Consider the following 23,721-nt stretch of genomic DNA (forward strand, 5'->3'; position numbering starts at 1 on the left):
TTACATATCTTAACTCTATTCAGGATGTTTTTACGAAAAACTGCCATTACAGGAATACTTAATAATGAAACTTCTCAATAGCTAATTTTTATGAGAAAATTTATTACAATTATTCATATTATGGGCAATGAATCCTGATAACTAGAATGCTTACAGGATAAAGATTACAAGCGATATATTAGTAAAAATAATTCATTAAATGTTAAGAAGTGCGGAATGTGGGTTACATTAAAGTATGCTGGAAAAATGGTTCCAAGTGCCTGTGTCTGAAGTTTTTTTACGGATTTGCTGACTTTGGCTCCCCGGTTCCCCGGCTCCCTCGCTTCTGGGCTCCCTGGCTCCCCGATTAAACTTTATCAGATATATGATCGGAAATCCCCTGTTGATGGCGAATTGGTAAGGTAATCAAAAATTCAGATCCTTGACCAGGTTTAGAAACACATTCTAGCAAACCCCCATGCTGATCTACAATAACTTGATAGCTCACAGCCAAACCCATTCCCGTTCCTTTGCCCACAGGTTTTGTCGTAAAAAAAGGATCAAATATTTTGGAGATAATCTCTTCAGTAATTCCACAGCCATTATCATAAATTGCCACTTGAACTTGCTGAAGATTTTCAGCAAACTTAGTTTTAATTTTAATCATGGGATTGGCAACCATTTCTAGAGCATCAATAGCATTACTCAAGATATTCATAAATACCTGATTCATTTTGGCAGCATAACACTCAACCAGCGGTAAATTCTGATAATCTTTAACCAGTTGAATTTCTGGACGATTGGCTTGGGGCTTAAAGCGATACTGGAGAATTTTTAAGGTATTTTCTAATCCTTCTAGCAAATTCACGGACTTTAAATCCGCTTCATCTAAGCGGGAAAAATTACGCAAGTCTAAGATAATGCTTTTAATCCGTTCCGCCCCATATTTCATCGATTGGAGGATTTTTTTCAGGTCATAAATCAAGAAATATAAGTCAATCTCCTCAATGGTTTCAGCCAGCGCTTCTGTCGGTTCGGGATATTCTTGTTGATAGGCTGAAATCAAATTTAGCAGGTCTTCAATATAATCGAAAGCGTGTTCCACATTGCCATAAATAAAGGTGACGGGGTTATTGAGTTCGTGAGCAATTCCCGCAACTATTTGCCCCAAACCCGCCATTTTTTCGCTTTGAACCAGTTGAAGTTGGGTGACAGAAAGTTTTTCCAAGGTATCTTGTAATTCTTGCATTTTTAGCTTGAGTTCGCGATCGCGTTGTTGGATTTGTTCCGCCATGAAATTAAACCCTTGGGCTAGTTGGCTTAATTCATCACGAGAGATCACCGGCACTCGGATAGTGAGATCGCCATCCGCTAACTGTGTGCTGGCATCAGTGACTTTTTTAATCGGTCGGGAAATTGCCCCAGCAATTAAGTAACCCATCGTAGAGGCGATCGCCACTCCCAGCAAAGAAAAAATTCCCACGGCGATCCATAACCGTCGCTGTGACTGACGCAAACTCTGAAGCGGACTCAGTAATAATAACTCTAATTTTGTATTAGCCAATCCATGTATTACGATAGGTTTGGCCATATAAGGTTGCTGGTTAATATACAGTTCTTGAGTCTTTGGGCGTGAAGGGAATATTTTGGGGGAATCGCGATTTTTACCGTTTAACACATTGTGCCATTGAATCTGATTCCCATTGGGCAACGTAGAGGCGATTTGCTGTTGCTGATGCAGCGCGACAATATCTTTATCTAGTCCTTCACTAATCTCTTTTAACAAATCATTACTAATGGCATGGCCGACAATAACTCCACCCACGATCCCTTCCTGGGATTTAATCGGTGCGGTTCCCACCAAAACATAAACCACCGGGCTTTTTGTGGCAATCATGCTTGATAAATTGACCCCATGAATTGCCTGGGAAATCGCAATTTGATCGAAGAGAGTCGCATGGGTCAACAGTGGCACCCGTAAATCGATCAACTTATTCCCGTCTTGATCTACAATCTTAATCAAATCTAAAGACAAAGAGGTTTTTAACGGTAACACATTCTGCAACAAATCTGGCGTGTTTTCTGATTTTATTGCTTCAATTATTTGATGGTTTTCTGATATTAAACGAGCATGAATCTCTAATTGATTTTTGGTTTTTTCAAAATCTCTAAAAATTATTTGACCTAAAGCTTCTATTTCATCACTTTTCTTTTCTTCTAAACTTCGTGAAAAGTAATAGCCAAAAGCACTCGATCCTAAAAACCATGTGGCTAAAAACATCACAATAAAAGGCAGGCTAATTTTCTGGCGGATTGACATTTGCGAATAAACCTGATTTAGCCAAAACCGCCGATGATTATTCTTATTGGCCTCGCCATTGGGTTCAGAATCCTGGTCTTTATCGGATGACACGGTGATGGGATTGCCTGTAATTGGATAATTTTTTAGTGACATTACTTGAATTTCTCCATCTATTTTTATCGGCTGTTTTGAGGTCATGGCTGCTGAATCACTGCATAGCCAGACGAGGCTAATTTTTTCTGTCCTATTTCACTGAAAATATAGTTAATAAAATCTTGCGTAACTGGGTTAGGCTGATCCGGGAAAACCATGCCAATTGTGTACAATAACTCATATTTACCCTGGGCAATATTTTCTGGAGATGCAGAAATGCTATCAATGCTTAAAATATTTATATACCCTTGGGAAAATTCCTCGGTTTTGGCCACGGTTCCGATGCTATAAGGTGTGCTTAACAAAGCTTTAATAATTTGATCGTCTTCTGAAAAAACGATTGCCCGGTAATCTATTGTAATATCGCCTAAATAATGCTGCCGCAATAACTGCTTGTCTGCTTCATCTTCCGGTAAATCCAAGAGGATAATTTCTGCATCAGGTCCGCCGACTTCTTGCCAGTTATTAATCTGCCCACTGTAGATGCCTTTAATTTGTTCCGTGGTCAAATTTTGAATAGAGACAATTTCATGGGTTGCCAATAGCATCGGACTATGAGCGATCGCTCGGTATTGAATCGTAGAATCTTTTTCTGACTCTGTTAGTTCTCGACTGGTTAACCCAATATCAATCACTCCATCTTTGACCCCTTGAACCCCACCACTGGTTTGACTTGACTGAAGAAATTTAAAGTCGATGGTTTTCTTTTCTGCTGCATAAGCTTCCGTCAAAATTTCCATCACTTCATAAGCCTCTGACGAACCGCCAATTTTAATGGTTTGCCGATCGCCTGTTATAGGTTCACTTTGGGTGCAACTGGTCAAGACCAGCATTGCCCCCACTACCAACCCACTGATCCAAACAAATTTCATCTCGTAATATCCTCTAAAAAAGGTTGTAATTCTAAGGCTTTTTGCCGATAAGCGATCGCTGCTTGCCCTTGCCCTTGATCTGCCAATAATTTGGCTAAATTCCAGTAAAGTCCCGCTAACTTTGGTTGTAATTTTATCGCTTTTTCATAACAAGTGATCGCCGCTTGTCCCTGACCATTTTGGTAATACATCGTGCCTAAATTCGCTAATGCCTCAACAAAATCAGGATTTAGCGCGATCGCTGATTCATAAGCCCGAATTGCCGCCTCAATTTTTCCGTTCCCCTGCAATACATTGCCCAACAATTTATATCCTGGTGCAAAATTAGGCTGCATCCGAATCAATTGCTGACAAATCGCCAAAGCTTCGCTTAATTTTCCTTCACGAAATAATTGTTCACCCTGCTGACATAACTTTAGCTCATCCGTTACCCCCTCCGCTTTTTGGGGTGTAGGGTGTAGAGTGTAGGGTGTAGGGGGTAAAGACCGATTTATCCTATCCGTTGCCATATCCGCTGCCACCAATGATTGCAACCAAGTCACCCACTCTTCGGCCCGGACATCCCAAGTACAAGCCTGATTAACATAGTCCACCATCTGACGCAGATGGGCTTCCTGACTCTGATAATTCCGCAACACCGCCAAAGTTGCCGCCACAAACCTTTCACCATAAGCCTTCCAGTCTTGCCGCTGGGAAAATCGCCAATCCCGGACGGCGGAAAACCCCTGAACATCGGCCACGGACACCAAAGAAGCATATCCGGCAGTGGTTTCGGGTAAAGCGGCTAAATCACTGGTGACAACATGGCAACCACTAGCCATTGCTTCCATCACCGCAATACAAGAAGTTTCCTCAAAAGTATTCGCATAAGCTAACACGGAAACCGATCGCAATTCTTGGGCTAATTCCGGCTGAGAAATCGAACCAAGATACTCCACTCCTGCCATTTGCCGACATTGATTATAAAGAGTACCATATTCTGATTCATCCACGGATTGCGGCAGTTGATAAACTTTTTTACTGGAAAACACTTTTAACCGAGTACCGGGATAAGCTTGGCGAATTTTTGGGAAAATATCTAACAGTAAGTCTAAGCCGCGAAATGGGGTACTGGTATAAGCCAAGATGGGCGGTTCTAACTTATGCTGAACAATGCGATCGCCGCTGTTAAATTGTTGGGCAAAAGCTGGGGCGATCGCATTCCTTAAAACCGTGGTTTTTTCTGGGGAAATGGCAAAAGCCTCAAAAAAGCGATCGCGCTGCCAACTACTCACAAACGCCATCCCATCATAGACCGCTTGCTCATTTTTATCTTGCAATCCTTGCATCACACCCAGACTGGGAACCTGTTGCGTCCATAACACCAACCGAGTATGTTTTGCTAAAATTTGTCGTAATTTAATTCCGGCACCAGCGTGACTTAAAACAATCACCACATCCCAGGAGTTTACGACAGATTGATAAGCAGAATTAGGGGCAAAAACTTGCTGAAAAGGTAAACAATTCACTCCCAGGGATTTAGTCTCCTTACTAATCCCATTTAATAAAAAAACTTCATGGCCTAATTTCGCTAAAGCTGCCGCTAAATAACATAAAGCGGATTGGGAACCTCCCAAAGGCATTTTATAAGGGCTATCTATTTGGTATTCCCAATCAGAAAAATCTAAAAAGGCAATTTTCATTTTACTTTCTGCTTGAAATTTTCTATCAATTATGTTTAATCTGGGAACGGGGATCCCCCCTCTTAAAAAGGGGGGCAGGGGAGCAGAGGAGAGGAGAAGCCGCCATCGAGAATTTTTCTCCTCTGCACCTCTGCAACTCTGCACATCTGCACCTCTGCTTTCTTGTTCCCTATTCCCTATTCCCTGTTGCCTCAAACCTTCCAACCAATCCACCCATTCATGAGATCGCACCGACCAAGTAAACCCCTGATTAATATAATTAACCATTGCCCGAAGGTGCGATTCATCAAGCTGCTGAAGTGCTGAAATTACCCCATTGGCAAATTGGATTTTATACCTTTCGCGGTCAGGAGTAATCGGAATTAACCGCGCAAATCCGGCGGTAGTTTCTGGCAATGCCCCCAAATCAGAGGTGACAATATAGCAACCACTAGCCATTGCTTCCATCACCGCAATACAAGAGGTTTCTAAATAAGTATTAGGATAGGCTAAAACAGTGACTTTTTGTAACTCTTTGGCTAAATCTTTTTGGGGAATAGCCCCAATATATTCTACTCCCTCTATTTCCTGAGATTGACGATAAAGTTCACCATAATTTTCCTGGTCAGCGGCATCACTGACATGATAAACTTTCATACTAGAAAATACTTTGAGACGAGTGCCTGGGATGGCTTGGCGAATGCGGGGAAAAATCTCCAATAATAAATCTAATCCCCGAAATGGGGTACTGGTATAGGCCAAGATGGGCGGCCAAGTTTTTTGAGATAAAATATGAGATAAAATATGGGATAAAATATCGGGATTTGGCGGAAATAATCCCGTAAACGCTGGGGCGATCGCATTTCTTAAAATCGCCGTTTTTTCTGGGGCAATGGCAAACTCCTCACAAAAGCGATCGCGCTGCCACTCACTCACAAAAGCAAACCCATCATACATTGCCAATTCTGCGGGATTTTGCAATGCCTGCATATCTCGATTATGGTGAGTATGTCCCGTCCAGAGAATTAACTGAGTCTGTTCGCTAAGGTGAGAGCGCAATTTTGCCCCATATCCAGCCAAATTCAACACCACCAAAGCATCTAACCCTTGAAGTTTTTCCGGATCCAAATTCGTCAAAGGCAGGGGCAAACAGAGTACCCCACGAGAGATCCTGGGGGTCTTGCTATGATTCAGCAAAAACACCTCATGGCCTTGACTTGCCAATTCTTCTGCCAAATAACACAAAGCAGACTGAGAACCGCCGAGAGGTTGTTGGTAAGGAGTTTCAATCGTATAATCACAGGCGATCGGGTCAGCAAAAGCAATTTTCATCAGTCAAACATCTACATTTCCGGTTATTATATACTGATTTGTGCATTAAATTCTCATTGTAAATCGATGTCACCTCTAAATCACTCCATCTTTGAAACAGAATTTTTACCCCAAAATCATCAGGCGATCGATGCTTATTTTGGCTCATTTTTCGGCTTACTGCGACGTTCCTTAGTTGCGGGAGGATCTGAATTTGGGGTAGGCATGACCTTGTTTTCCTTAGCGGTAAGTATTCGCGCCGCATCCATCATCGAAATCGGACGATTCAAGGGATTTTCTACCTTATCATTAGCCAGTGCTTTAAAATTTATCGATATTGGTTGGCAGGAACCAGCCCAACATAAACAACGACCGGATAGTAACTATGAAAAATTAGAAAAACCCCAAACTAGAAAATTATTTTCTATTGACCCATTTCCCACTCAAGAAGCCAGAGACTTAATTAACGAAGCGCAACTGAATCAATATGTAGAATTTATCGATCGCCCCTCTCAGACTGTCACCGTTCAAGGACAAGCGGACTTAATCTTTATTGACGGCGACCACAGCTATGAAGGCTGTAAAAGGGATGTAGTTCAATATACCCCATGTCTAAGACCTGGTGGATATTTTATCTTACATGATTATTTTGGCTGGTATGATGCCCAGAAGCAAAACAATTCTCCCGTCAAAAAAGTAATTGATGAATTAATCGATCAAAAAATATATCAACATATTTTAATCGATACAGGTTATCAGGGTTTTGTCATTTTCAGAAAATCTAATCCCGCCATTGATTAAATGTTGATTAAATGTTGTTTTTTCTCAAGATGAATCTCGCTTTAGGGATATGTAACCCTTGGTTTACCCCGGAGTAAAAAAAATTTAAATTAACTTACCCTAAAGGCATATAATACCCAAGGTTATGAGAATTTAATCGGATTAATCGGAGTATTTACTATGAGTACAGCAACAGATGCGGTCACATTAATGAAACAACAAGTGGGCAAAGCAGCGGCGGATCGGGTAAAATCTGGTTCCATCGTCGGACTGGGAACAGGTTCGACTACTGCTTATGCGATTCAGTATATTGGGGAAAGAATTCAGTCCGGGGAACTGACTGATATTAAAGGGATTCCCACCTCATTTCAAGCGGAAGTGCTGGCGAAAAAATATGGCGTTCCTTTAACCACTCTTGATGAAGTGGATCATATTGATGTGGCGATCGATGGTGCCGATGAAGTGGATCCAAACAAGAACTTAATTAAAGGGGGTGGTGCCGCCCATACCCGTGAAAAAGTGGTGGATAGCCTCGCCGATCAGTTTATTGTGGTGGTTGATAGTTCCAAACTGGTGGATAAACTGGGTTCGACATTTTTGTTACCCGTGGAAGTGCTGCCCATGGCAATGACCCCGGTCATGCGGGCGATCGCCAAACTTGGGGGCAAACCGGAACTACGGATGGGCATCAAAAAAGCAGGCCCCGTGATCACAGATCAAGGCAACTTTGTCATTGACGTAAAATTTGACAAAATCGATAACCCGGCTGAATTAGAAAAAACCCTGAATAACCTGCCCGGAGTATTAGAAAATGGCCTATTTGTGAATGTTACTGATGTGGTCTTAATTGGCGAAATCAAAGATGGCCAGCCCGTAGTCAGAGAAATGTAAAAATTAGTCTTTTGACTGCCCCCTTTTTTAGGTGGGTTGGGGGGATTCCAGCAACCAGAAACCGGGTTTTTACTATTTTTCCCGGCAATTCTGGATAAAGCACAGAAAAAACCTGGTTTATTATGTTTGGGGAATATGCGATCGCCTTTCTAGCAAATAAAATAGCGATCTCTTCTTGGCACAGAAACCAAGTAGACAGAAACCGGGACTCGATTTTTTGTGGCCACAGTTAACTGTTAGTTCCACCAAAAAAAACCCGGTTTCTTTTCCGGGGGAAAGAGGCGATCGCTTCTCTTATATCATGTCCGTTTAATCAGTTATAATTAAACCCCCATTTCAAGCCACCACTGAAAACCAGTTAATCCTTGAATTAAATCGGGCTGTTTTAATAAACTTTGACAACGGTCAAATAAGACATCTTCTAAATCATCCAGACTCTCAAAAGATTGGTTAGCAATGGGTTCATTGACTCAGGGTCATAACCTTTCCGCCGGTTGTAATTCCGGTGAATAAGGAGGTAAAAAAATTAAATGTAGTCCCACGGGAATTTCTAAATCCTGACTCCGATGCCATCCGGCTTGATCTACTGCTAACACAATCTGTTTGTCCCGACCGACACCCAATTCCCGGGCAAAATCCGCACAATTGAGTGTTCACTAATGGAAGAATCCACCAGTAGGTTTCTCCCGTTAGAGGACGAACAAAACCATACAACCATAACCACTTAAATTTCCAATTGACATTAGCGATCGGTCTTTCCCCTCTTGAAGCAAGGGGATGTCGAAATCAAACGACACACCTTGATACAACCTGACAAATCACCATTCGACGGAGACTTTGTTTACTGGAGTACCAGGCGAGGAAATGATATAGAAACCCCTACAAGAGTGGCAAAACTGCTGAAAAAGCATGCATGGTAAATGTCCATATTGCGGACAATACTTCACAAGCAGCGACCTGCTAGAAGTAGATCACATAAACCATTCCCAAAAGCAAAGGCGGGTTCGATGAATAGAAAAACCTGCAATTGTGTACGCACACTGTCACGACTTAAAGACAAGATGTGACGGCAGCGCCCAAGGATATCAGGAGGAAGAATTACCACTCTGGTAGTCGTACCTATGACCGCCAACGTCAACATAGGTAGGAGCCTATTGCCGTGAAAGTGGCACTTAGGGGGTTCTGAATGGGAGGTGGGAGGAGTGATTCTCCCATCGACCCCTAATCCACTGGAGAACTATTTACCGTAAGAGCCTTAATTGATAAGAACATTAATAATGAATATGAGCCGATCGCGATCTAAGTCTGATTTACCGGAAAAAATCTGTGTCGTGTGTCAACGTCCTTTTAGTTGGCGGAAAAAATGGGCGGATTGTTGGGATGAGGTGAAATATTGCTCTGAACGGTGTCGGCGGCGTCGTTCTCAGGCATCATCTTTCAAGGACGAACCGCCACCGAGATGATGGCAATGATGGCAAAAAAATAATGAATGTCACCGAGAACACGGTAAAATGGGCGATCGCAAGATTTAAAACATTCCTCAAAAGATTAACCCATGTCAACTGGTCAGGTGCAACCCAAGCTAATCATTCACGGTGGGGCAGGAAGTTCTTTACAAGGAAAGGGAGGCGTAGCAGCGGTGCGCCAGTCTCTTTACAAGGTTCTCGGTGAAGTTTATCAGATGCTAGAAGAGGGTGCCACTGCAAAAGAGGCCGTCGTCCACGGCTGTCGGATGCTCGAAGACGATCCCCGTTTTAATGCCGGGACTGGTTCCGTTCTCCAATCTGATGGTCAAATTAGAATGAGCGCTTCATTAATGGATGGGCTAACTCAAAAATTCAGTGGGGTGATTAATGTCTCTCGGCTGAAAAATCCCATTGATTTGGCTCAGTTTCTACAAGCAAGTCCCGACCGTGTGTTGTCCGATCATGGCGCTGCCTATTTATTACGAGAATTAAATATCCCCATCCATGACCCCTTGACGGACTTACGCTTGGGCGAATGGATCGAAGAACGCAAAGATAATTTTTCGCGGACAATGGCGAATGTGGTGGCAGAGAGTAAACCCAGCGAAGCCGGTCGGGGGACAATTGGCGTGGTTGCCTTAGATAACCAAGGTCGTCTCGCTGCGGGAACTTCCACCGGGGGTAAAGGATTTGAACGGATTGGTCGGGTGAGTGATTCGGCTATGCCTGCGGGAAATTATGCCAGTCCTCATGCAGCGGTGAGTTGTACCGGCATTGGGGAAGATATTATTGACGAGTGTTTGGCGGCTAAGATTGTGATCCGGGTAACGGATGGGTTTTCTCTGAAACAAGCTTTTGAGCGGTCTTTTGCAGAGTCTCACGAGCATCAGCGCGATTTAGGCGCTATTGGCATTGATGCGACAGGGGCGATCGCCTGGGGGAAAACTTCTGAGGTGATTTTGGCCGCGTTTCACGACGGTCAGCGCATGGGAGATAGTTTAGAAATGGGCAAAGATACTCAGGTTTTCTTGGCCTAAAAGCAAAAAAGTATAACCAAAAAAAAAGGACACGGCGAAAGCCCGTGTCCTTACAGTCAAAGAATCCCTACCCAACAATCAACAACCAACAGGGAACAGGGAACAGGGAACAGGGAACAGAGAACAGTGGTGCAGGGGTGCAGGGGTGCGGCTGTAGGGGCGATCCCCCCGAGGTCGCTCCGGAGCGGGGGTGCGGGGGAGCCGCAAATCGAGCCGCCAATCGAGCCGCCAATCGAGCCGCCAATCGAGCCGCCAATCGAGCAGAGGAGAGAGTGAATAGTGAATAGTGAATAGTGAATAGTGATACTTATTTTGTACGGGCGTCCTTGCGAAGCCCATGCCGTCAGGCTATATGGCCATTCGCCCCTAGGACTTTTCAATGCATCACTTTTCACTTTCCCTACCCAACAACCAACAACCAACAATCAACAACCAACAATCAACAACCAACTAATCTTTTTTTAAGGGTTGCCAATTCGCGATCGATGCTTGACGGGAGCGAGCGATCGCCAAAGCGTTATCCTCCACATCTTTGGTAATGGTCGATCCTGCGGCTACGGTGACATTTTCTCCCAGGGTGACAGGGGCCACCAGCACGCTATTTGCCCCGGTTTTACTGCCGTCACCGATAATGGTTTGATGTTTATTCACCCCGTCATAGTTGGCAGTAATGGTTCCCGCACCGATATTCACTCGTTCGCCCAAGGTGGCATCTCCCAGGTAAGAAAGATGGGCTACATTGGTGCGATCGCCCACGGTACTCTTTTTAATCTCCACAAAATTACCGACCCGGCAACCTTGACCAATTTTCGCCTTACCCCGCAAATGGGCATAAGGTCCAACAATGCTGTCCGCAGCTACTTGGCTATCGGTGATGACCGAATACAAAACCCGGACATTTTCACCAATTTCACTATTTTCAATGAGACTCCCAGGCCCGATCCTCGCCCCAGAACGAATCACCGTATGACCCCGGAGGTGGGTTTGAGGTTCAATAATTACATCGCGATCGAATTGCACCGTATCATCAATGGTGATACTGTTCGGATCGACCAGGGTGACACCGGCTCGCATCCAACGATCTTTGAGGCGTTCTTGTAAAATGCTGTAAGCGTTCGCCAACTGTTTGCGGTCATTAATCCCCAAAATTTCCTGATAATCGGCCACATCTACCGCCATCACTGGAGCCAGAAAATTCACCGCATCGGTTAAATAATATTCTTGCTGGTCATTGTTCGCCTTTAAATCTGGCAAAACCTTGGCCAAAGCAGGCCAATTAAAGCAATAAACCCCCGCATTAATCCGGCGATTTTGCTTTTGTTCCGGGGTGCAGTCTCGGTCTTCAACGATTTGTTGCAGGAAATTATCGCGATCGCAAAATACCCGGCCATATCCTTTGGGGTCTGGCAACTGTGCGGTCAACAGCGTGGCCGCATTTTTATGGGTAGTGTGAGTTTCCAGCAGCATTTTAATGGTTTCTGGTTGCAACAACGGCACGTCCCCATTCAAAACCAGTAAATCTCCCTCAAATCCTTGCAAGTGGGGAAGTAGTTGCTGGATGGCATGACCTGTCCCGAGTTGCTCGGTTTGTTGCACAAATGTTAAGGGAGGTAGTTGTCCCGACTGCTGCTGCCGGGAAAATCTCGCTTCACAAACCGCTTGAACCAATTCTCCTTTATATCCCACTATGACAAAACAATGGGATGGCTCAATGTCCGAGGGCTTGGGGGATAATGCTTGCGGGCGCAAGCATTGCGCCCCTACTTCTAACACTCTTTCTATGAGCGATCGCCCTCCCAACTGATGTAAAACTTTGGGCAGATCAGACTTCATGCGTGTCCCGCGTCCAGCCGCTAAAATTGCTACTGCTACCATGCTTTTTTTTCTTTTATTTTTTTGGGGATCTCTACATCAGGAGATTTTACCATTGATTGTTATTCGTTATTTGTTGTTTGTTGTTTGTTATTATTTATTGTTTATTAGTTATTGGTTATTATTTGAAGAGGAGAAACAACAAACAACAAACAACAAACAACTATTTAACTCGCTAAGGAGTGAATTTCTGCACTCACTTGGAACATAAAATCTCTGAACTGTTGCATCAGTTTAGGATTTCGCCAACCTTTATCGGTTTCCTCCTGCATAATTTCCAAAGCGGTTTGGGGAGAGAACGCTTTTTTATACGGTCGTTCACTGGTTAAGGCATCGTAAATATCAATAATTTGAAAGACTTGAGCTAAATAGGGAATTTCATCACCGATTAAACCATCGGGATAACCACTTCCATCCCAGCGTTCATGGTGGTGGCGAATAATGGGAATCACCCCTCGCATTGTTCGCAGAGGTTTACAAATTTTTTCCCCAATAATCACGTGCTGTCGCATAATCACCCATTCTTCCTCTGTGAGGCGACCTGTTTTCAGCAGCACTGAATCAGGAATCCCCACTTTGCCAATATCGTGGAGATAACCGCCCCACATTAAATCCCGAATTTGGTTGCGGGGCAAACCCAGATATTCCCCAAATTCTTGCCCTCGTTCTACCAGCCTTTCGCAATGGTCGCCGGTATTCGGATCGCGGCTTTCTACGGTTTTGGCAATGGAAAATAGGACTTTCTCCGCATGGTCGAGGTCTTCGTTTAGCCGTTTCTGTCGAATTAGGGATTTGACTCTGGCAGAAAGTTCTAAATGGTCAAAGGGTTTGGTGAGAAAATCGTCTCCTCCCGCTTCGATCCCTCGGATGCGCGATCGCCGGTCATTGAGGGCGGTGACAAATACAATCGGAATTAACCGAGTTCCTTCGCTTTGTTTTAAGTGGCGACAGACCTCAAATCCGTCCATTCCCGGCATCATTACATCCAGTAAAATTAAATCTGGATTGGTTTCTTTGACCTGTGCCAAGGCGGCAGGGCCACTGTCTGCTTCTAGAATTTCATAGCCTTCCACAGACAATAAAGCCATTGCGGTCATCCGGCTGGCTGGATGATCGTCTACCACTAGAATTTTAGATCGTTCTGTCTCAAGAAAGTTCACTTTGAAGCACCTTTTCGTAAATATGATACAATCTTTTATAGCGCACCACTTGTTGTCAGTTTGTTGGCCGTAACAAGAAGGTAGTTACGCTTTTGTCTACTTGAATTAATGGTAATAACGCATCTATTTTTAGCTTAAGTAAGATATTAGCGTTATATCTGGGTATTTTTTGTGTTTCTCTGCGTTTCTGTGGTAAACATTCAAATAGATATGTTAGTCCACCATCGCTTTTTCCATTGAGAAGTAGGTGGTAGAGCAGAATTTTTCTGCTCCAGAACTCGGCGATTTAAGATTGACTCAGCGGAGTCAGAGAGGGTAGGATCGCGATAGGGAATAGCTGCACGAGTTTGTAGATGTTCTTGCTCTTGTTGAGACAAACGAATATCTACGGATTTCCCGGTTTCATCTAATAAGAGAAAATCAGAGTCACTGGTATCAGGCCACCAAGCAATTGTACCGGGCGATCGCCGACCTACCGGAGGGGTGGAGCCAATTGTTAGTCCTACTTCTATTAAAGCAGTTCTTACGGCGGCTGAACAAGAATAAGTGGCAAGATATCCCCTGGAATTTAAACATTGTGCCACTAACCGGAAAAATTCGACTGTCCATAACTGCGGGCAACTGGGGGGAGAGAAGGGGTCGAGAAAAATCGCGTCCGCTGCAAATCCCCGCTTTAAGATTTGTTGAATCGTTTGACGGGCATCGCCGATCAGCAGTTGAGCGCTAAGATTGGGTTGATCTAATTGGTGATGGTTCCCTAATTCAGTTAGGATTTGCACAATTGCCGGTGGCCAGCTATTTAAAAGATTTTCCGCGATCGCGCATTGGGGAACGTGGGGGTCTAACTCCAGTCCCACCCATTCCACCACACAATCAGGATTTCTTTGCCTAATGGTTGCTAAGGCTGCGGCTGTGTTGTAACCAAGGCCATAACAAATATCCAGGATTTTTAGGTTGGGTTGTTGGGCTTTGCGGAATAACTGGGTGGGTTCCACAAATTTACGCTGGGCTTCTTCCTTTGCCCCAAAGTGACTATGAAAGGTTTCGCCAAACTCCGGGGAAAAGAAGGTAAAAGAACCATCTGCTGTGGGTTGTGGTTTAAAGCGATCGCTTTGGGTCATACTAGGAAGTAATATCTCCGACGAAATTAAAGAAAAAATTAATGTTGTGGCATGAGTAAAAAACAGCCATCATCTTTTTGGCAAGCTGCTAATGAAATGACCCAGGGCATGAAAGAGGCGATCGCCAAGCAAGCATCCCAAGCGGGTCAAGCCATCAGTAAAAAAGCCGCTGATGTTAAGGATCAACTGCAAAATCAAGCTTCTGATGCGGCGCATAATTTGAGTGAGGCGATTCGCGTTAGCGATCCGCTGCGCGGAATCGCTAAACAAGCCTCTCAAGCGGGTCAAGCGATTACCCAGAAAGCCCAAAAGGTTTCTAATTCGGCCACTCAAAGCACCCAAAACTGGATTTCCCAAGTTAATTCCGGCAAATCAACGGGATCATCAGAACTTCCTGAAGAAGTCTATCATGTTTTTATCGGTTATGAAATTGCTGAAAAAGGCGGTTCCCAAAATGTCACTTTAAAGTCGGGAAAAAGTTATGACATTAAGATTTCCCCGGGTTTAGAAAATGCTTGTAAACGGCGTTTGAAGAAATGTGGCATTCAGGACAATGACGCTTTTGTGGTGTTTCATACCCTCTTCCATGAAGGACTCAATATTTATCGTCAAATTAATCAGCAAGTGGCTCATGCTCCGATTGAAAGTCTGAGTAAAAGCCAATGTTCAGAAGCCTATGGGGTACTTAATGCTGGACAAGCGGTGAAAAATTTACCGGCTTTAGACCTATTAGACTTTATTGTGTTATCCGCTAATTTACCTAGGGAAATTCGCGATCGATATATTATTGGTAGCCAAAATTCCAGGCTTAGGGCAATTGAGGAATGTTTGGAGGAAGCGTTAGCGGTAGCTTATCTCACCGAAGCTAAAAAACGCTTGATTAAATCGACCTATCAGTTTATTCGGGCTGGAGAAGCCGTGGTGAATTTTACCGCTTTACATCAGCTAAATGCGATCGTTCTCAATTCCTATTTATTTCCAGAATTAATCCATCAGTATTTGATAGCCGCTGCTACCTCATCGGCTTTAGCTCTAGATGCTTGGCTCGAACCGGAGATTCTGAGTACAGTATCAGAAAAAGAGCAGAAAAAATATCTGGGAGTTTACCACCAGATCCGAGATGGTGAGGCGGTGGATGATCCAGAAATTTTAAGTTTGTTAGATGCTTTGGTTGGGGCTGCGGATATTCCCCTGGCCAGCAAAGTGATTTACAAATTAGCTGGCGATCGCTTCCATGAAGCCGATGATGACTTTGAGATTCCCGACTTTTTAACGGCTTTTCAGAAGTACCAAAAAGCCGTGAAGTTTGTCCAGGAAAATGCGGCCAATCTTAATGATGACCATGATCTAAATAAACCCGTAAAACCCTTGCAAAGAGCGAGTACGTTTTCGGGAAATTCGGTGGCGGAAGGAAAGTTAGGACTGCTGGGAGAACCGGCATTTCCTAAGATGGGGATAGGCTTGATTCGGGCAGCGGTATTTTGGGCGATCGCTGCGGTTTCAGAAATGGAAACTCAAGCCAAAATTTACCTCGGCATTACGCCACCGGAAACGCCCGCATCTGGGCATAAAACTTTACCTCCCTCAGAAATTTACGATCAAATTATGACCCTATTAGATGGCATGATTTACCCCCAATTACCGATCGCCAACCAGATAGCCCCAACCCGACTTAATCAGAGGGGTTTAGGTGGACTAATGGGTAATTTTATGATGGGAAATTCAGAAAAACAAAGAATCTTAAGGGAATTAGAAGAAAGATTAAATTCTTGAGGTTTCAGGGAACGGGGTGTGAGGCCGCCATCGGCGTAGGGTGTAGGGTGTAGGGTGTAGGGCTGCCATCGGTGTAGGGTGTAGGGTGTAGGGTGTGGGGTGCGGGGGTGCGGGGGAAAGTGAAAAGCCCGTACAAAAGAATTATCACTATTCACTATTCACTATTCACTATTCACTATTCACTATTCACTCTCCCCTCTGCTCCTCATCCCCTCATCCCCTCATCCCCTCTGCTCCTGAAGCTCCTCTGCTCCTATTTTTGATCCACGTTGGATAATTCAATGCCAGATTTGACACTAGATCCGATGAAAATCAGAATTAAGATCGCCGCTAAAATTGCGAAGATCACATCATAAACCGATAGGACACCGAAGGGCAGGGTAATTTTCGGGAATACCATAAAATACATGATGGTATTCAGCAAAATAAAAATAACTCTCACTTCCGTCGGCCCAAGTTGACCATAAGAAATTTGAAAAACCCCATCTACTGCGGTGCGAACGTAAACCAGTACGGAAAGCAGTAAGTAACCAATTAATCCTAAACAGGCGATCGCAAAGCTGACATAAGGGGATAATCCCAATCCCATGACGATGATAAACTCATTAAACGCATCCACCGTATGATCGAGAAAAAAACCATACTTGGGGCGCTCAATTTTTCTATACCGGGCTAAAGTTCCATCTAAACTATCCCCAAACCAATTGATCGCAAAACCGAGGTCAACTAACCACAAAAAATTGCGATCGATGTTGGTCAAGCAATAACTGATAAAAATCACCATTGCTCCCAAAATGCCCACAGCGGTGAGGACATCAGGTGTCACCCAACGGGGCATTTGAGCGGCTAAAATTTGCAAGACCGGCTTTTCTAATGGGGTCAAGAGAGTTTGATTTATTCTTTGGTGAGATTTTATATCCATGTCAGAGTTTTTGGTTTTTGGCAAATTACAGATATCTAGCTTAACGATCAATTAGCTTCAGAGATGTACAAGCACTACAGAAATTGGGCAACCTCATTGGCTCAATGATGATGCTTTTGTAACAAAAACTTGACAATTTTGCCCAAAAGTTATTAAATTTGCATGACACTTGTAAATTAACCGATTTTTATAGAATAAATCAACGAAATTATCGATTTAATTGCGTTGATTTACGCGATCGGGGATTTTGACAAAAACCTTTATCATGGAAATATGTTTCTAAGGTTTATGATTGGAAATAGAATAATATTTCAGGATAATTTTACTCGCTCTGAATAGCCCCAAAATAATTATTTTGGGGCTATTCAGGCTATGAATAGGGTCAATATTTTAAACTTGCCAATTGATAATTTATCGATAGTGGAGTTATTGGAAAATTTGAAACATGGCGGTATGGTAGTAACTCCCAATGTAGATCATATCATTAAGTGGCAAAAAGATCGAGAATTTTATCAGATTTATCAAGAGGCAGACTATCGCACTTGTGATAGTCAAATTCTGATTTTTATTTCGCGGTTAATTAATCGACTCCTGAAAGAACGAGTGTCTGGGTCAGATTTATTTCCTAGATTTTATGACTATTATAAAGATGATGAAACCATGACCATATTTCTTTTGGGCGGTGGTCCGGGAGTGCCAGAAACCGCTCAAGAAAAGATTAATCGCAAAGTGGGTCGCCAAATGGTCATTGCAGCGCATTCACCCTCTTATGGCTTTGAAAAAAATGAGGCGGAATGCGAAAAAATTATCGAGATGATTAATGAATCAGGGGCTACGGTTTTGGCGGTGGGTGTGGGCGCACCAAAACAAGAAAAATGGATCTATAAATATAAAGATCGGTTTAAGCATATTAAGGTGTTCTTGGCGATCGGGGCGACGATTGATTTTGAAGCCGGGTATGTTCAGCGATCGCCTGCTTGGATGAGTAATTTAGGGATTGAGTGGATTCATCGATTACTTTCAGACCCCAAACGGCTTTGGAAACGATATTTGATTGAAGATATCCCGTTTCTTTGGTTGATTATTAAGGAACAATTGGGTCTGTATCGCAACCCATTTGAAATTGGTGAATATTTCGGGGAATTAGTAGTTAGTAGGGGTCCAATGCTTGCGCCCCTAGGGTGGGCAAGTATTTGCCCACCCTACCACTCAGGGTGGGAAGCGATCGCGATAAAAACCTGTAGGGGCAAAGCATTCGGGCGATTAATTTTGGGTAAAAACGGAGAATGTATTACCCGAATGCTTTGCCCTGGCTTTGGGGTTGGTGGGTTTGTTAATACCAAGTTAGTAGGGTGGGCAAGTATTTGCCCACCCTACCACTGCCGGAATGCAAAGGGCGAAGCATTCCGGGATAAAATCTCTGCTTTTAAGCCATAACGGATCTGCCGGAATGCTTCGCCCCTACGGGTATGTGAACGGTATGTGGACGAAGGTGAATTATTGAGATTTGGCTTCTAGAGTTTCCAGACGACTTCTCAGTTCTTGATTTTGTTTTTTCAATTGCTGTAATTCGTCACGGAGTTGTTTTAAGGCTTTATCGGAGCCAATTTTTTTCTCAACTTTGTGGATGGCTTCTTCGGCGATCCGACGGACACGACCATCTGGGGTTTGATCCGCTAAGGATTGCAAAATGCCGATCGCTTTTGGGGTTTCCATTTGTCCCAAGGCAGTGACTACCGCTACTTGAGTGAGAAAAAAGGTTTCTGCGGAGAGTTCTGATAACCGCTCTAAAATGCGTTCCAGGGCGGGGGCATTTTGGCCGGTGGAAATGGTGCCTAATGCCCGAATTGCCCCTAAGCGTAAGGGTTGAGGCACTCCGGCTTGGGTGTAGTGCAAGATAATATTTAGTGCTTCTTCGGAGGTTTTGAGTTCACTTAGACCAGCGATCGCGCCATTTCTAACTACCTCATTCCAACCAGCCCGTTCTTCCAGCACGGTTTTGAGTAACTTAATCACCCGGCTTTCTTTGGGTTTTTCGTCTAATTTGGCGGCGGCAATTGACCCAATGGCTTTGTTAGCGGCGGCTTCCACATAGTAGCTGGGATCGCCCTTTTCTACTAAAGGTTTCAGGGCTTTATAACTTTCAGCGGTTTTAATGGTGCCTAAAGCTTCCACCACCGCTCGCCGCACCCAGGGATTTTCATCTTTTAACCCTTCCACTAGGGCATCAAAGGCTTGATCCAGTTTAATTTTGCCGAGATTTTTAGCCACTTCCAGGCGCACCCCCCAGAATGGCTCCTGTTTGAGGGCTTCTGCCAAAGCTTTTACTGCTTCTAAGTTGCCCCCATTTTTTTTCGGGCCGACGGCGAGGGCTTCAGCGGCATAGATCCGAGAAATAGGGTCTGGATCTAATTTCAATTGTTCTTTAAGTTCCGCCACCGGATAGTCTAATTGAACGGTTTTGAGATAGTGATTTCCGGCATCAAAACTAATAAATCGGGGTTTTTCTGGCAAGGGGAAATAAAAACTCTGTTCCCGTTCGTGGATCCGCACCGTAAAGGTGGTGAGTTTTACGCCTTCGGTTTCATGGACATACCCAAAGGCAATGGGAATTTTTAGGTCAAATAATTCTTTATGAGGATGGGGATTTTTTTTGTCGCTTTTCACCTGAGTTTGGGTGACGGTGATTTTGGCAAAAGAATTATTGTTATCCCAAGAATAGGAAACTCTATATTCAGGATGTCCACCCCGATAGACATATTGATCGAATAAGAATAGTAGATTCCGTCCGGTGGCTTTTTCGATCGCCCGTAATAGGTCAATGGTTTCTACGGTTTTGTGAGCATTGTCTTGGACAAAGGTGGCGATCGCTTTAAAAAATAACTCGTCCCCTAACTCTGCCCGAATCATGTGATAAACACAACCGCCTTTCTCATAAAGGTGGCGATCGTAAAGTTCAATTGCTTCCCGATAAACATGGGTGACAATTGGCCGCCGATAGCGATTTTTATCTTCACTAAAATAGTTGCGGGCTTCAATTAAACGATAGTAAGCTGCCGCATCAGCCCCATATTCATGGTCAGTCCAGAGAACTTCAGAATAAGTAGCCATGCCTTCTTTTAACCAGGCATGAGACCAATGTTTAATTACCACTAAATCCCCAAACCATTGATGGGCTAATTCGTGGGCAACTAAAGTTTCCGTGCGCTGGTCATCTAAGGCAGCCCGTTCGTCTAATAAGCAGCGATCGGTCAGCAGGGTGGTTGAGGTATTTTCCATCCCGCCAAAGATAAAATCTGCCACACAAACTTGGGCATATTTAGGATAAGGATAAGCATAGCCAAAAATTTGGCTAAAAAATGAAATCATATGCGGCGTTTTGCCCATGCTGCGCCGCGCATCTTCTTGACGGTTTTTCTCTACATAATAGGTGACAGGTTTTCCTTGCCACTCGTCTTGAATTTCCGCAAAATCCCCTACCGCCAAAGTCATCAAATAAGTCGGATGAACTTCTTTTTGATACCAGTGATAAATTTTAGATTCACCTTCTTCTTTAACGGCAATCAGTTCACCGTTAGAAATGGCCATGAATTGCTTCGGAACTTTGATTTTTATTTCTGAAGTGGCGAGTTGTCCTGGGTAGTCAAAACAGGGAAACCAAAACCGCGAGTCTTCATCTTCCCCTTGGGTCCAAACTTGCACGGGTTTATAGGGATCGTGGCGATCGTGGCCGACAAAATATATGCCCCGTTGGGGTTTTTCTACGCTGTAGGCGATCGCGATCGTGAAAGGGTGGTCTACTTTGGTGGGTTCATTGAGCTTAATATTTAGTTGTTCCCCATCATAAGCAAAGGATAGTTTCTTTTTGTCTACCTTGACGGATTTAATATTCAGGCTGACCGCATCCAAAGTTAAGGATTGAATGCCATTGCGGACGGGTTTTAGGCGAATACTACAAGTGCCTTCATAGCTTTGCTGGGGAATATTTAGGGCTAAATTTAAGGCAATATGCTCAACTTGACCGGGCCGATCTGGGTTGTAGTGGGGTTTTGCCCCTGGTAACTCAAAGGATCGGGGATCGTCGTGGTCATCAAAGTAAAATTGCAACATGGTCAAAATAGTGAATCTCTAAGACTGAAAAGTGAAAGTGTCTAGGTACGCTATCTAAGCTACTGATTTTAGATTAGCGCTTCAGTGGGCTGCCTTGGTAAAATCTTGCGTAGATGTACGGATCGGCCAGAGAAAGGAACAGGCGATCGCTCGATCGCCTGATTAAGGGAAAATTTATACATTTAAGTCTAATAATAGGTCTAATAAATTTCCAAGGTTGATATGAGTTATGTTCTAGGAATTGATGGCGGTGGGACTAAGACCATTTGCGTGCTGATTAACTCAGCGGGGGAAGTTTGCGGACGCGGAGAGGCGGGGCCTTCTAATTATCAAACCGTGGGACTGGATGCTGCCGGTCAGTCGATCGCGATCGCCATTAAACGGGCGGTTCCCCCAGAGATGGATTTTGCCGATATCGCAGCCATTGGTTTGGGGTTAGCGGGAGTCGGTCGTCCCGAAGATCAAGTGGTGGTTCATAGTGTGGTGCAGCAGTTGCCCTACAGAAACGATGACCCGGTTCAGTTAGCCCTGCCCCCCGAATGCGTGTATGTCAGTCACGATTGCGCGATCGCCCTCGCTGGGGGCACCCATCAGAATGTGGGCATTGTCGCCGTAGCTGGGACTGGTTCCATTGCTTACGGACGCAACCACGAGGGTGTCACCGGACGAGTCGGCGGCTGGGGTTATCTTTTAGGGGACGAAGGCAGTGGTTATGATATTGCCATCCAAGGGTTGCGAGCAGTGATGCGGGCATTTGATGGTCGTCAGCAACCGACTCGTTTGACCACGGATTTGATGCAGCAGCTAGAATTAAAGACCGTAGAAGATTTGATTGCTATTGTCTACCGAGGCAACTGGAAGCCTAAAGATATTGCTGCATTAGCGCCGTGGGTGAATGCGGCAGCAGTGGCGGGGGATCCGGTGGCGAATCAAATTATCGATCGCGCCGTGGCCGAATTGGTTTCGATGACCGAGATTTTATGTGAGTCCTTGTTTAAGGATAGCTCCTTTGAAATCGTGACAATGGGCGGCGTTTGGGCCGGAACCGCGAAAATTCGCGATCGCTTTGAGCAAGAAATTACCCGCCAATATCCCCAGGCTAAAATTATTTGGCCGCTCCATGAACCGGCTTATGGCGCGGGAATATTAGCCTGGGAGCAAATTATATCGTGCCACAATAATTAATCGTTAATTAATCGTCAATTAATCGTTAATTAAGGGTTGCTTCTACCAGGAATCGCGGAAATATCGAAGACAATTTTAGCTGCTCCCTCACACTATCTGCGATCGACCGCGTTTCACTCCGTTTAACTTTTAATTTGAAGTGGCGTTTTTTGATTGATAAAAGAACGTTTGTTTCTGATGTTTGTCAGTGTTTTTTCTGGTTTTTCTATTTTTTCTTAATTAAGGTAAACAAGCGATCGCCGTTTTGATTTATCTTGACTATTTTTGGACTATTTTTGGACTATTTTTGTCGGGCATAGCGTCCCATAAGCTCAGTTTCCGCTAAAATATGACCTGCCATTGCTGTTAATAACTTCGCTTGGGTGGCACCGGGTTTTAAGCCCAACTTTCGATCCAAAGCATAAAGCTTAAAAAAATATCGATGAGTGCCACTGGGAGGACAAGGGCCACCATACCCCAAACTGCCAAAATCATTGATACCGTGAATTCCTCCATTCTCCAGGGTAGCGGTGGGTGGCACCGACTCTACTAACTCACGAGTGGTGGCAGGCAAATCGTACAGAACCCAGTGAACCCAAGTTTTCCCAGGGGCATCTGGGTCATCACAAATTAGGGCAAAACTTTGAGTTCCTGCCGGTGGTTCATCCCAAATCAAAGCCGGAGAAATATCTTGGGGATTCGCGAGAGCGGATCCCTTATGGGAATCGCAAGTGTGGATCGGTGGAATTAAACCGTTGGCTGAAAATGCCGAACTTTCAAGTTTCATAGTGTTTTCCCTCAGTCATGTTTTCCTAGGGACATCTTTCCCTATTATATCCTAAATTTTAGCTAAAAATTGGCCACTATTATATTTTTACTTTTTCTTAATTTTTGATGATTTTAAGTCTCTATGGTGAAAAATTTTGCCGCCCAAGGTCAATCATTCATGGCGTTTATGGTCAACTTACCGAATCTTGCGGAAAAATGGGCAGCCTAGAGGACAATTTTACCCAGATGAAAACATCAATATCAGTCAGATTTGCGGTACGGATTCCCCAGGAGATAAATTTAATAGACAAGAGGGCAAAATTATCATCGCTCCGAGTGGCGCTGCCAAGGGGGTTTAGGGGGGGATTGCTCCTGAATT

The 23,721-nt window shown here is 44.1% G+C and carries 16 protein-coding genes and 1 pseudogene; 7 read left to right on the forward strand and 10 right to left on the reverse strand.

Going from position 1 to position 23,721, the window contains the following annotated elements; all coding sequences use genetic code 11:
- Positions 1–346: 346 nt before the first annotated feature.
- The 3 genes from AM228_RS06370 to AM228_RS06380 are packed head-to-tail and all read right to left on the reverse strand — an operon-like array spanning position 347 to position 6,299.
- On the reverse strand, positions 347–2,479 hold the full coding sequence (locus AM228_RS06370) for an ATP-binding protein (protein ID WP_082348768.1): 2,133 nt from the start codon (positions 2,477–2,479) through the stop codon (positions 347–349).
- Positions 2,476–3,306 carry a substrate-binding domain-containing protein gene (locus AM228_RS06375; protein WP_054465259.1) on the reverse strand — a complete coding sequence of 277 codons (831 nt, stop codon included), beginning with the start codon at positions 3,304–3,306 and terminating at the stop codon, positions 2,476–2,478. Before AM228_RS06375 ends, AM228_RS06370 begins: the two co-directional genes overlap by 4 nt.
- The gene (locus AM228_RS06380; protein WP_054465260.1) at positions 3,303–6,299 is read right to left on the reverse strand and encodes a glycosyltransferase family 4 protein; all 2,997 of its coding nucleotides are present in this window, start codon (positions 6,297–6,299) and stop codon (positions 3,303–3,305) included. The genes AM228_RS06375 and AM228_RS06380 overlap by 4 nt, the downstream gene beginning before the upstream one ends.
- Before the next feature lie 66 nt (positions 6,300–6,365).
- Between AM228_RS06380 and AM228_RS06385 the strand changes: the two genes are divergently transcribed.
- Positions 6,366–7,079, forward strand: a complete 714-nt coding sequence (locus AM228_RS06385) for a class I SAM-dependent methyltransferase (RefSeq protein WP_054465261.1) — start codon at positions 6,366–6,368, stop codon at positions 7,077–7,079.
- Positions 7,080–7,238: 159 nt separating this feature from the next.
- The gene (gene rpiA, locus AM228_RS06390) at positions 7,239–7,949 is read left to right on the forward strand and encodes a ribose-5-phosphate isomerase RpiA (protein WP_054465262.1); all 711 of its coding nucleotides are present in this window, start codon (positions 7,239–7,241) and stop codon (positions 7,947–7,949) included.
- 323 nt (positions 7,950–8,272) lie between these two features.
- Here the strand turns inward: rpiA and AM228_RS34950 are convergent.
- A pseudogene (locus tag AM228_RS34950) lies at positions 8,273–8,705 on the reverse strand (transposase); the annotation flags it as partial.
- 527 nt (positions 8,706–9,232) lie between these two features.
- Here AM228_RS34950 and AM228_RS29285 point away from each other — a divergent pair.
- The gene (locus AM228_RS29285; RefSeq protein WP_072160690.1) at positions 9,233–9,412 is read left to right on the forward strand and encodes a DUF2256 domain-containing protein; all 180 of its coding nucleotides are present in this window, start codon (positions 9,233–9,235) and stop codon (positions 9,410–9,412) included.
- Positions 9,413–9,504: 92 nt separating this feature from the next.
- Positions 9,505–10,452 (forward strand): isoaspartyl peptidase/L-asparaginase, encoded by a 948-nt coding sequence (locus AM228_RS06395; protein WP_054465263.1) that lies wholly within the window; start codon positions 9,505–9,507, stop codon positions 10,450–10,452.
- 450 nt (positions 10,453–10,902) lie between these two features.
- Here the strand turns inward: AM228_RS06395 and glmU are convergent, their stop codons facing one another.
- The 3 genes from glmU to AM228_RS06415 form a co-directional block, all read right to left on the reverse strand.
- The gene (gene glmU / locus AM228_RS06405) at positions 10,903–12,327 is read right to left on the reverse strand and encodes a bifunctional UDP-N-acetylglucosamine diphosphorylase/glucosamine-1-phosphate N-acetyltransferase GlmU (protein WP_054465265.1); all 1,425 of its coding nucleotides are present in this window, start codon (positions 12,325–12,327) and stop codon (positions 10,903–10,905) included.
- A gap of 164 nt (positions 12,328–12,491) precedes the next feature.
- Positions 12,492–13,484 carry a two-component system response regulator gene (locus tag AM228_RS06410; RefSeq protein WP_054465266.1) on the reverse strand — a complete coding sequence of 331 codons (993 nt, stop codon included), beginning with the start codon at positions 13,482–13,484 and terminating at the stop codon, positions 12,492–12,494.
- A gap of 200 nt (positions 13,485–13,684) precedes the next feature.
- The gene (locus AM228_RS06415) at positions 13,685–14,605 is read right to left on the reverse strand and encodes a tRNA (5-methylaminomethyl-2-thiouridine)(34)-methyltransferase MnmD (RefSeq protein ID WP_054465267.1); all 921 of its coding nucleotides are present in this window, start codon (positions 14,603–14,605) and stop codon (positions 13,685–13,687) included.
- Positions 14,606–14,656: 51 nt separating this feature from the next.
- Between AM228_RS06415 and AM228_RS06420 the strand changes: the two genes are divergently transcribed.
- On the forward strand, positions 14,657–16,378 hold the full coding sequence (locus tag AM228_RS06420; protein ID WP_054465268.1) for a hypothetical protein: 1,722 nt from the start codon (positions 14,657–14,659) through the stop codon (positions 16,376–16,378).
- A 253-nt stretch (positions 16,379–16,631) separates the two neighbouring features.
- On the opposite strand, the gene AM228_RS06425 is transcribed toward AM228_RS06420, so the two are convergent.
- Positions 16,632–17,300, reverse strand: coding sequence for a CDP-alcohol phosphatidyltransferase family protein (locus tag AM228_RS06425; protein WP_054465269.1), 669 nt, complete (start codon positions 17,298–17,300; stop codon positions 16,632–16,634).
- 372 nt (positions 17,301–17,672) lie between these two features.
- Between AM228_RS06425 and AM228_RS06430 the strand changes: the two genes are divergently transcribed.
- On the forward strand, positions 17,673–18,737 hold the full coding sequence (locus tag AM228_RS06430) for a WecB/TagA/CpsF family glycosyltransferase (RefSeq protein ID WP_072160691.1): 1,065 nt from the start codon (positions 17,673–17,675) through the stop codon (positions 18,735–18,737).
- A 60-nt stretch (positions 18,738–18,797) separates the two neighbouring features.
- Here the strand turns inward: AM228_RS06430 and AM228_RS06435 are convergent, their stop codons facing one another.
- Positions 18,798–21,410, reverse strand: a complete 2,613-nt coding sequence (locus AM228_RS06435) for a M1 family metallopeptidase (RefSeq protein ID WP_054465270.1) — start codon at positions 21,408–21,410, stop codon at positions 18,798–18,800.
- Positions 21,411–21,632: 222 nt separating this feature from the next.
- On the opposite strand from AM228_RS06435, the gene AM228_RS06440 reads away from it, so the two are divergent.
- On the forward strand, positions 21,633–22,595 hold the full coding sequence (locus tag AM228_RS06440) for an N-acetylglucosamine kinase (RefSeq protein ID WP_054465271.1): 963 nt from the start codon (positions 21,633–21,635) through the stop codon (positions 22,593–22,595).
- Positions 22,596–22,875: 280 nt separating this feature from the next.
- On the opposite strand, the gene AM228_RS06445 is transcribed toward AM228_RS06440, so the two are convergent.
- Entirely contained in the window at positions 22,876–23,361 is a 486-nt protein-coding gene (locus tag AM228_RS06445) for a YbhB/YbcL family Raf kinase inhibitor-like protein (RefSeq protein WP_054465272.1), read from the reverse strand.
- Positions 23,362–23,721: the final 360 nt, after the last annotated feature.

This window comes from Planktothricoides sp. SR001, assembly GCF_001276715.1.
Taxonomy (GTDB): Bacteria; Cyanobacteriota; Cyanobacteriia; order Cyanobacteriales; family Laspinemataceae; genus Planktothricoides; species Planktothricoides raciborskii.